Genomic DNA, 10,421 nt, shown 5'->3' on the forward strand with positions numbered 1-10,421 from the left:
CATCATACTTGATTTACACAGTAAATTCTAAAAGTAAAGAATCTGTTATTTATAAGTAAAATTTTAAATTCGCAGTATTATTTATATTTTTTCTAACAAATAAACATTCAATGATTTATTCCAATAATTAATGAGAATTTTGGGTATTGATTACTATTTTATTATGACTTATGGAGCTATTACTCTATTTTTCACATTCTTTATAAAATAAAACAAAACGAAAACAAAATAAAACATTTTTAGGTTTTTGTGATTTAAATCATATATTTGTTAAATGTATTTTTTTGCAAATATGAGAAATATGTCTCATATTTTTAATATCAATATTTACAGAATCTTTACCAATTTACTCGATTTTATTAGCATCCGCGACTCTTTTTTTGGCACCGAAACTAAAAATGCTCTCTGGCATTTTTAGACCATCAATAACTGTAGTAATGATCTGAGAATTTTTATGAATAAAGTCTATAAAGTGGTTTGGAATGCATCAATTGGCGCATGGGTTGCAACATCTGAACTGGCAAAAAGTAAAACAAAAACCAAATCAAAAGTTCTCAATTTATCTGCTGCGGTTTTGGTTGGGGCAGTCACTTTTTCTTCTGCTGCATTTGCTGCGCAGGGTACAGATGGAGGGACAGGATCTGGAACGTCAATTTCGGGAACAAATACGCAATGTCGTGAAGGCGTAGCAAGTACATCTGGAAATCGTGATATCGCAATTGGTTGTGGTGCACAGACTCAAGGTACCGGGATTTCAAATATTGCGAATCGTCAAAACCCATACAACAATTCGACGGGCGCATTTGAAGGTGCGCAGAAACAAGGTGGTTCGATTAGTTTAGGCACTGGTGCTACGACTCAAAATAATTTTGGTACAGCGATTGGTTCATATGCAACAACTACAGATATTGCAGGTGTTGCCATTGGTACAGCGGCTTACCAATGTTGAAGATGGTTCTGCTGACTCAGATGCTGTTACTGTACGCCAGCTTAAGCATGTTGATCGTCGTGTCACTCAGAACACGCAGAATATTAAAAATGTGGTTGGTGGAAATACTGTTGTTAATCCAGATGGTAGTATTACAACAAACAATATTGGCGGGACTGGAAAAAATAACGTTAATGATGCAATTAGTGATGTTAAAGATGCTGCAACCAAAGCAAAAACAACAGTAACTGAAGGCGATAACATTGTTGTTAAAGAAACGACTAATAAAGACGGTAGTAGCAACTACGAAGTGTCGACCAAAAAAGACTTAACGTTAGACAGCATCACGACTGGCGATACAGTCATCAACAATAATGGCTTAAGCATTAAAGATGGTCCAAGTATCACTAAAGATGGTATTGATGCGGGTAATAAAGTTGTTAGCAATGTTGCTGATGGTAAAAATGGTAAAGATGCAGTTAATGTTGACCAGTTAACTAAAGTAAAAGACGGTTTAGATGGCAAGATTACTGATACCAATACTAAGTTAGACGATGCGAAGAAAGACTTGGGTAACCAAATCACGGATACCAACAACAAGTTAGACGATGCAAAGAAAGACTTAGGTAATCAGATCACAGATACCAAGACTGAGCTCAACAACACGATCAATAACACCAAAACTGAACTCAATAGCAAAATTGACAACACCAAAACTGAGTTGGAAAATAAAGGTCTGAACTTTGCAGGTAATGCGGGTGCAGATGTTCATCGTAAGTTGGGTGAGAAGTTAAATATCGTGGGTGGTGCTGATGCTGCAACAGCAGCAGACAAAACCAGCGGTGAGAACGTGATCACACGTACTACAGCAGATGGTATCAAGATCGAATTGTTGAAAGATGCGAAGTTTGACAGCATTAGCACTGGCGATACGGTATTAAACGACAAGGGTGTGACCATTAAAGATGGTCCAAGTATCACTAAAGATGGTATTGATGCGGGTAATAAAGTTGTTAGCAATGTTGCTGATGGTAAAAATGGTAAAGATGCAGTTAATGTTGACCAGTTAACTAAAGTAAAAGACGGTTTAGATGGCAAGATTACTGATACCAATACTAAGTTGGACGATGCGAAGAAAGACTTAGGTAACCAAATTACGGATACCAACAACAAGTTAAACGACACTAAAGATCAGTTAACAACTCAGATTACGGATACGAAAACTGAGTTAAATAATACGATCAACAACACTAAAACTGAACTCAATAGCAAAATTGACAACACCAAAACTGAGTTGGAAAACAAAGGTCTGAACTTTGCAGGTAATGCGGGTGCAGATGTTCATCGTAAGTTGGGTGAGAAGTTAAACATCGTGGGTGGTGCTGATGCTGCAACAGCAGCAGACAAGACCAGCGGTGAGAACGTGATCACACGTACTACAGCAGATGGTATCAAGATCGAATTGTTGAAAGATGCGAAGTTTGACAGCATTAGCACTGGCGACACGGTATTAAACGACAAGGGTGTGACCATTAAAGATGGTCCAAGCATCACCAAAGATGGTATCGATGCAGGTAATAAAGTCATTAGCAATGTTGCTGATGGTTCAATTGCCAAAGGCTCTAAAGATGCAGTGAATGGTGGTCAGATTCAAAATATCTCTGACAGCATCAAGAACAGTATTGGTGGAAACACGGTTGTAAACCCAGATGGCAGCATTACGACCAATAACATTGGTGGTACGGGTAAAAATAACATCAATGATGCAATTAGTGATGTTAAAGATGCTGCAACCAAAGCAAAAACAACAGTAACTGAAGGCGATAACATTGTCGTTAAAGAAACGACCAATAAAGATGGTAGTACCAACTACGAAGTTTCGACCAAAAAAGACTTAACGTTAGACAGCATCACCACTGGTGATACAGTCATCAACAATAATGGTTTGACCATTAAAGATGGTCCGAGCATTACCAAAGATGGTATCGATGCAGGTAATAAAGTCATTAGCAATGTTGCTGATGGTTCAATTGCCAAAGGTTCTAAAGATGCAGTGAATGGCGGTCAGATTCAGAATATTTCTGACAGCATCAAGAACAGCATTGGTGGTGATACGACTGTTAATAAAGACGGTAGCATCACGACCAATAACATTGGTGGAACTGGTAAAGACAACATCAATGATGCAATCAAGTCGGTAGATGACAAAGTTACTACAGGTGTTAATGATCTGACCAATAAAGGTCTGAACTTTGCAGGTAATGCAGGTGCAGATGTTCATCGTAAGTTGGGTGAGAAGTTAAACATTGTTGGTGGCGCTGATGCTGCAACAGCAGAAGACAAAACCAGCGGTGAAAACGTGATTACCCGTACCACAGCAGATGGTATCAAAGTTGAATTGTTGAAAGATGCGAAGTTCGACAGTATCACGACTGGCAACACCGTTATTAATAACAATGGTTTAACGATTAAGGGTGGTCCAAGTATCACAATTAACGGTATTGATGCAGGTGGTAAGAAAATTATCAATGTCGCTGATGGTGTTGATGCAAAAGATGCGGTCAATAAAGGTCAGCTTGATAAGCAAATCAATGATGTTAAAGATCAAATTGGCAAAGAAATCGGTGACTTGTCAGACAACGCTGTGAAGTATGACAAAGACAAAGATGGCAATGTTGATAAAAACTCTGTGACTTTAGGTGGTGGTGATAAAGGCACAAACCTGAAAAATGTTGCTGATGGTAAGGTTGAAGAAGGCTCTAAAGATGCTGTAAATGGTGGTCAGTTATGGGATGTTCAGAAGCAAGTTGATAAAAACTCAAATGATATTCAGAACATCAATAACAACATCAATAACATCAACAATGGTAAGTCTGGCCTAGTTCAGCAACAGACGCCAAATGGTGAAATTACCGTTGGTAAAGATACAGGCGGTACAAGTATCAATATGGCCGGTAAAGATGGTGATCGTGTGGTGCAAGGTGTTAAGGACGGTGAAATCAAAGCGGGTTCTAACCAAGCCGTGAATGGTGGCCAGATCCATAACATCTCGAACAGTATAAAGAACAGCATTGGTGGAGAGACTGTTGTTAATCAAGATGGCAGTATTACGACCAACAATATCGGTGGTACAGGTAAGAACAATATCAATGATGCGATTGGAACTTTGAATCAATCAAATCAAGAGTTGGGTAACAAGATCAACAACCTTGGTGATCAGTTACAACAAGTGTTCTACGACACCAACAAACGTATCGACAATTTGGAAGACAAAATGTCTGCGGGTATTGCTGCGACAGCTGCACTTGAGCAAGCACCTTATGTGCCAGGTAAGTTAACTATGGCAGTCGGCGCGGCTTACTATAACGATCAAAATGCAGTGGGTGTGACGTTCCGTCGTACTGCAGATAATGGTCGCTGGTCATTGACAACGGGTGCTGCTTTAGGCAGCCAAGGTAGCCCATTGGTACGTATTGGTGTAAGTACAATTATTGACTAATTGCCCTCAATAAGGAGAGTCCTAGACTCTCCTTATCCAACAGATATTGTGAGTAAAGAAATGAACAAGAATATTCAAATTTTGATGATGGCAACTTTTGTCGGTTTAACAACAACCACTACTTTTGCACAAGAAGAAGTTGTGGCTCAGCAAGAAGAAATTAAATTTCCAGCGGTTGAGAAAAGTTATTTAAAACAAGTACAGCGTTATGAATATGATAATGTTGCACGTTTAGACACAGGTCTGACCAAAGATCAAATTCGTCACATTTTGGGCCATCCTCAATTTAGCGAAGGCGTATTCTTTGTAAAAACTTGGAACTATGTTTTAGATATTCGTCAGCCAAATAGCCAAGACTATTTACGTTGCCAATTACGTGTCGATTTCGATAAGAAGTATCTTTCGGAAAGATTGTCTTGGAAAGGTGAAGCATGTGAGGGCTTAATGGCTTGGGGTGCGAATAACCAAGTTCCAAATGATGCAAATGTAAATGGTACACGTTCTGGAAGTGTATTCTTTGCTTTTGACCGTTTTAATACTGCTGCGATCGAACAAGGTTCTAGTTCTGTAACTTCAATTGCACAGCGTATCAAACAAAGTAATTCAACTGGACCAATTTTAGTTGCAGGTTTTGCTGACCCATTAGGTAAGTTTGCTTATAATCAGCAACTTTCATCACAACGTGCCAATACAGTGGCAAAATTATTGGTGAATGAAGGTATTGATGCAAATCGTATTCAAATTCAAGCCAATAGCCAAACTGATATATATCAGCAATGTACAGGTAATAAGGCAAATGCACAATTGGTTGGCTGTTTAGCTCCGAATAGACGCGTTAATGTGACTTGGTAAAATTTTTCAAATCAGAAAAGCCAGCATTTATGCTGGCTTTTTTTATTTTTGACATTTAGATACAAATATTAATGCGAAATTTGAACATAAATTTAGGAGGAGAATGTCAATTTACGTCATGTATCGACTTTTTTTGTATATAAATTTGCATAATGTGAAGATTATGCGATTTACTTTTTACTTGTAGTTAAAAATTAACTATTGATTTGTAATATTTAATTTTAGAAATAAAAATTAAAATTTTAATTTAAATTGGTGAATTGATAGATGTACAACATGTACTAATGTGATTTACATCTCATTTTAAAAAAGTTATTTTAATAGTAATAAATTACATTTCTTTATTTAATAGACAGACTTGTACACATAAGTGAACACGTTGTAACTTTTATCTGCGTTTGGAAAAATATTATGAATAAGGTTTATAAGGTTGTATGGAACGCCTCATTGGGTGCTTGGGTAGCGGTTTCGGAACTTGCTAAGGGAAAAGTAAAAGGTAGTAACGGGAAGGTTTGAACCGTACCGGGTTTGTCGGAGAGTCAATATTCTGAGAGACTATCCCGATGACAAAACCAAACTATACCCCCGAAATTAGAGAAAGAGCGGTTCAATTACTAATTGAATCTGAAAAAGATTATCCTTCTACTTGGGCAGCAATCACAGCTATTGCTCCTAAAATCGGTTGTACTCCTGAAACATTGCGTGTTTGGTATTTAAAGCATCTGGATCAACTAAATCCTGCCAAAGTACAACAGATATCTGACCAAGAAAAAATGAAGCAAATGGAACGTGAAATTAAAGAATTAAAACGTGCCAATGAAATTCTACGTAAAGCAGCCGCTTTTTTCGCCCAGGCGGAGCTCGACCGCCCACACAAATAATGGTGGATTTTATCCATAACAATAAAGATCGATATGGTGTTGAAGCGATTTGTAGAATTTTACCGATTGCACCTTCAACCTATTACCGAACTTTAGATCTCACTGACAATCCAGAACATCGAGCGAAACGAGATCTACATGATGAGTATCATGCTGAACAAATTAAACGAATTTGGAAAGAAAGTTCAGGTCGATATGGTGTACGTAAAGTTTGGCAAAAATTGAAACGTGAGGGTTATGTTATTGCACGTTGTACAGTTGCTCGATTGATGCAAAAGCTAGGTATACAAGGTGTTTGGCGTGGTAAGAATAAACAAACCACCCGTAACCGAGATGACCAAAAACGGGCAGATGATTTAGTGAAACGTAATTTTAATGCTGATCATCCAAACCAACTATGGGTGGGTGACTTTACGTATATTCAAACTCATTCAGGCTGGGTATATACCGCATTTGTTATTGATGTGTTCTCACGAGCAATTGTTGGATGGAAAGTATCTACACGGATGAATACAGATATGGTGCTTGATGCATTAGAGCAAGCATTGCATGATCGAGGCATGCCAAAGAATGTGATTCATCATTCCGACAGAGGTGTGCAATATCTTTCCATTCGCTATACCAATCGTTTAGAAGCAGCAAATTTACGAGCATCAGTCGGTACAACGGGTGATTCATACGATAATGCTCTGGCTGAAACGGTGAATGGCTTATACAAAACAGAGGTGATTGAATATTTAAAAGCAGATTGGCAAGGTTTAGCAGATGTACAACTTGCGACACTAAACTGGGTAGATTGGTTCAATAAAAAGCGTGTACACAGTGCACTGGGTTATGTATCGCCTTTTGAGTTTGAAGCAATGTACTATGATAAGATTAACCCGTTAGGTCAGGTGGCTTAACTTAAATAAAAAAGTCTCCGACAAACCCGGTACGGTTCAGTTGGGGGAATTTCGACTGTAGAAGAGTCTAATGAGAAGAGTCATTCCGAAACAATAAATTTAAAGACTTTATCATTAGCAGTAATTACTATTGTTGCCCCTAATTGGGTTTATGCAGGTACTGAGGTTAGTGGAACCCCGACTAAAAGTGGGTCTAATATTACCAATATTAATACTTGTACAGCATCTGCGACTACTACAAATGGAGTAGCAATAGGATGTTCTAGTATTGCTGGAGCAAAGGACTCTGTAATTGCGGATAGATCCAATCCATATAATACTAGTACTAGTAACAGCAGAGTAACTTTTGATACTACATCTGGTGGTAATACTGCGATTGGTACAGGTGCTTCTGCTGGAAATGCAAATCAGGGATTAGCTACTGCTATAGGGACATACGCAACTGCAAATAATGTTGCTGCAGTAGCAATAGGTGCCGCGGCTTTATCGACAGGAAATACATCTTTATCAATTGGTCGTCAATCTGCTGCAACTGCAGATTATGCTCAAGCTATAGGTAATGTAGCTGCAGCAACAGGAACTGGTGCTCTTGCTATTGGCCATTCAGCAACAGCTACAGGTTATCGTGGTATTGCGATTGGTTCACCTGATATTGATAATGCTTCTGTAGTTGCTGGCCAAGCTGGGGCAGCATATCAAACTGTTGGGCAAACGAAAGCATCTGGGCGGGACGCAATTGCTTTTGGTGGTGGTTCTCAATCGTTAAAAGATGAAGGGATGACTATAGGGGCCTTCTCTGGTGCAACAGAACAAGGTGCAGCAGTGGTTGGTGTCCGTGGTGCCGCATTGGGACAACAAAGTTTATCTATTGGTAATGGTGCAACGAATGTTACAAGCGGTACAAATGCACCTATTCAATTAGCAACGTCTTTAGGGCAAGGTACAATAACTAATAAAACGGTCGGTTCTCGAGTTTTTAATGGTTCTAATACAGTAAAAGATACCCTAGGAGGGACTGCCGGTACGCTAACTGGAACAGTGGATGGTGTTGCAATAACAATTAATCAGGCTGCTGGAACTGGTAATGCAACGACAGGTACAGTTGGTGCGATTACTGGTGGATCATACAACGGACAAACTTTAACCGCTGAACAAGCGAATGCATTATATCAATCTTTAGGACACGGCGGGTCAGTCACATTAGGACAGCGTGCGATTGCTATTGGTACTGCAACAGCTGCACTAGCAAATAATGCCTTGGCTATAGGTAGTACATCGTTAGCAAGTGGAGAAGGTTCTGTTGCAATTGGTAGTGGTTCTATTGCAACAAAAACGGATGCTGTATCTATTGGGCGAGGAGCTGGTAGTAGTGTTACGTCAGGTGTTGCTATTGGAGCAGAGGCAAAAGTCACAGGTGATAATAGTATTGCATTAGGGCAAAAATCAGTTGCTTCCGCACAAACAGGCTCTTCATTTTTAACAAATGTAGGGGCAACAACACAAGGAACAATTTCAGTTGGTGATGGCACTAACAATGTTAAACGTCGTCTAACTAATTTGGCAGATGGTGCCGTAGACTCTGATGGCGTAACAGTTGCGCAATTAAAACAATTCAAAGTAATAACAGATAAGCAAGGTGCTGATACTGCTGCTGCTTTAGGTGGTGGTTCAACTTATAATTCAACGACGGGGGCAGTTACAACCCCAACTTATAATGTAGGTGGTACTACAAAAACGAATGTTGGTGATGCTATTACGAATATTGATAATCGTACAACTAGCTTAGAAAATCAGACATGGAAGTTAAACACCAATTCGGATACTGCTGCAGTCGTAGGTAAAGACGCAGAAGTTAAATTTATTGATGGCAAAAATATTAAGCTTTCTCGGACAGGAACTAGCATTACTGTTGCAACAGCAGACTCTGTAAAATTTGATAGTGTTAATGCTGGTGGTACAGTTATTAACAACAATGGTTTGAGTTTTGTACAGGCAGATGGAACAACACCTGTTACCAATAGTCCAAGTATCAGTAAGACAGGCATCAATGCGGGTAACAATAAGATCAGTAATGTTGCGAATGGCGCGATAACATCTGGTTCTAAAGATGCGGTGAATGGTGGTCAGTTACAAGGCGTAGCGGATAGTGTTAAGACCGCAATTGGCGGCAACACGACCATTGATGCAACGACGGGTGCAATCACCACAAGTAACATTGGTGGCACAAGCTCGAACACCATTGATGGTGCGATCACCAGTGTTAAAGATGCCGCAACCAAAGCGAAAACAACTGTTACAGCTGGAGACAACGTGGTTGTAACCCCAACAACCAATGCTGATGGTTCAAGCAACTATCAAGTCGCGACTGCAAAAGACGTGAACTTCGATAAAGTCACTGTAGGCAGTGTGGTGGTTGATAAAGCGACCAATACGATCAACGGTTTAAGTAACAAGACTTGGAACGGTACAGCAGTCTCAGGTCAGGCAGCGACAGAAGATCAATTGCAAGCAGTCAGCGATGCACAAAAAGCAACAGATGATGCAGCAGTTAAATACGACAACCCATTAACCAAAGACAAAGTAACCTTGGGTGGAGCAGGCTCTACCACACCAGTGACCTTGACTAATGTTAAAGCGGGTGCGGTGAATGCTACTTCAACCGATGCAATCAACGGCAGCCAGTTACACGGTGTCGCGGATAGCGTCAAGAATGCGATTGGTGGCTCAACCACGATTGATGCAACTACAGGTGCGATCACCACCAGCAACATTGGTGGTACCGGATCGAACACCATTGATGGTGCAATCACCAGCGTTAAAGATGCCGCAACCAAAGCGAAAACAACCGTTACAGCAGGTGATAACGTGGTTGTCACCCCAACAACCAATGCTGATGGTTCAAGCAACTATCAAGTCGCGACTGCAAAAGACGTGAACTTCGATAAAGTGACTGTAGGCAGTGTGGTGGTTGATAAAGCGACCAATACGATCAACGGTTTAAGTAACAAGACTTGGAACGGTACAGCAGTCTCAGGTCAAGCAGCGACAGAAGATCAATTGCAAGCAGTCAGCGATGCACAAAAAGCAACAGATGATGCAGCGGTTAAATACGATGACCCATTGACCAAAGACAAAGTGACTTTAGGTGGAGCAGGTTCAACCACACCAGTAACTTTGACTAATGTGAAAGCGGGTGCAGTCAATTCAACTTCAACCGATGCAATCAATGGTAGCCAGTTACACGGTGTCGCGGACAGCGTGAAGAATGCAATTGGTGGTTCAACTACGATTGATGCAACCACAGGTGCGATCACCACAAGTAACATTGGTGGCACCGGATCGAACACCATTGATGGTGC

At 40.1% G+C, this 10,421-nt stretch carries 3 protein-coding genes, 3 pseudogenes and 1 other annotated feature; all 6 genes and pseudogenes read left to right on the forward strand.

Annotated features, from left to right (window positions below):
• Window positions 1-454 precede the first annotated feature (454 nt).
• Window positions 455-937 (forward strand): annotated as a pseudogene (locus F907_RS19440) (ESPR-type extended signal peptide-containing protein); the annotation flags it as partial.
• 7 nt (window positions 938-944) lie between these two features.
• Window positions 945-4,427, forward strand: a pseudogene (locus F907_RS12235) (YadA-like family protein); the annotation flags it as partial.
• A 60-nt stretch (window positions 4,428-4,487) separates the two neighbouring features.
• Window positions 4,488-5,279: a trimeric autotransporter adhesin/peptidogylcan-associated protein TpgA gene (gene tpgA, locus F907_RS12230; RefSeq protein WP_016651715.1), complete on the forward strand. Its 792-nt coding sequence runs from the start codon at window positions 4,488-4,490 to the stop codon at window positions 5,277-5,279.
• A 411-nt stretch (window positions 5,280-5,690) separates the two neighbouring features.
• Window positions 5,691-5,795 (forward strand): ESPR domain-containing protein, encoded by a 105-nt coding sequence (locus F907_RS0117920; RefSeq protein ID WP_032861902.1) that lies wholly within the window; start codon window positions 5,691-5,693, stop codon window positions 5,793-5,795.
• 47 nt (window positions 5,796-5,842) lie between these two features.
• Window positions 5,843-7,062, forward strand: a protein-coding gene (locus F907_RS12220; RefSeq protein WP_087486619.1) for an IS3-like element ISAba19 family transposase whose coding sequence is annotated in 2 segments (ribosomal slippage) — window positions 5,843-6,119 and window positions 6,119-7,062 — 1,221 coding nt in all. Because the reading frame shifts where the segments join, the coding sequence is not laid out codon by codon here.
• Window positions 6,118-6,234, forward strand: a sequence feature (AL1L pseudoknot). Its footprint overlaps the gene before it by 117 nt.
• Window positions 7,063-7,422: 360 nt before the next feature.
• Window positions 7,423-10,421, forward strand: a pseudogene (locus tag F907_RS19520) (hypothetical protein); the annotation flags it as partial.

It is taken from the genome of Acinetobacter colistiniresistens (assembly GCF_000413935.1).
Lineage (GTDB): Bacteria > Pseudomonadota > Gammaproteobacteria > Pseudomonadales > Moraxellaceae > Acinetobacter > Acinetobacter colistiniresistens.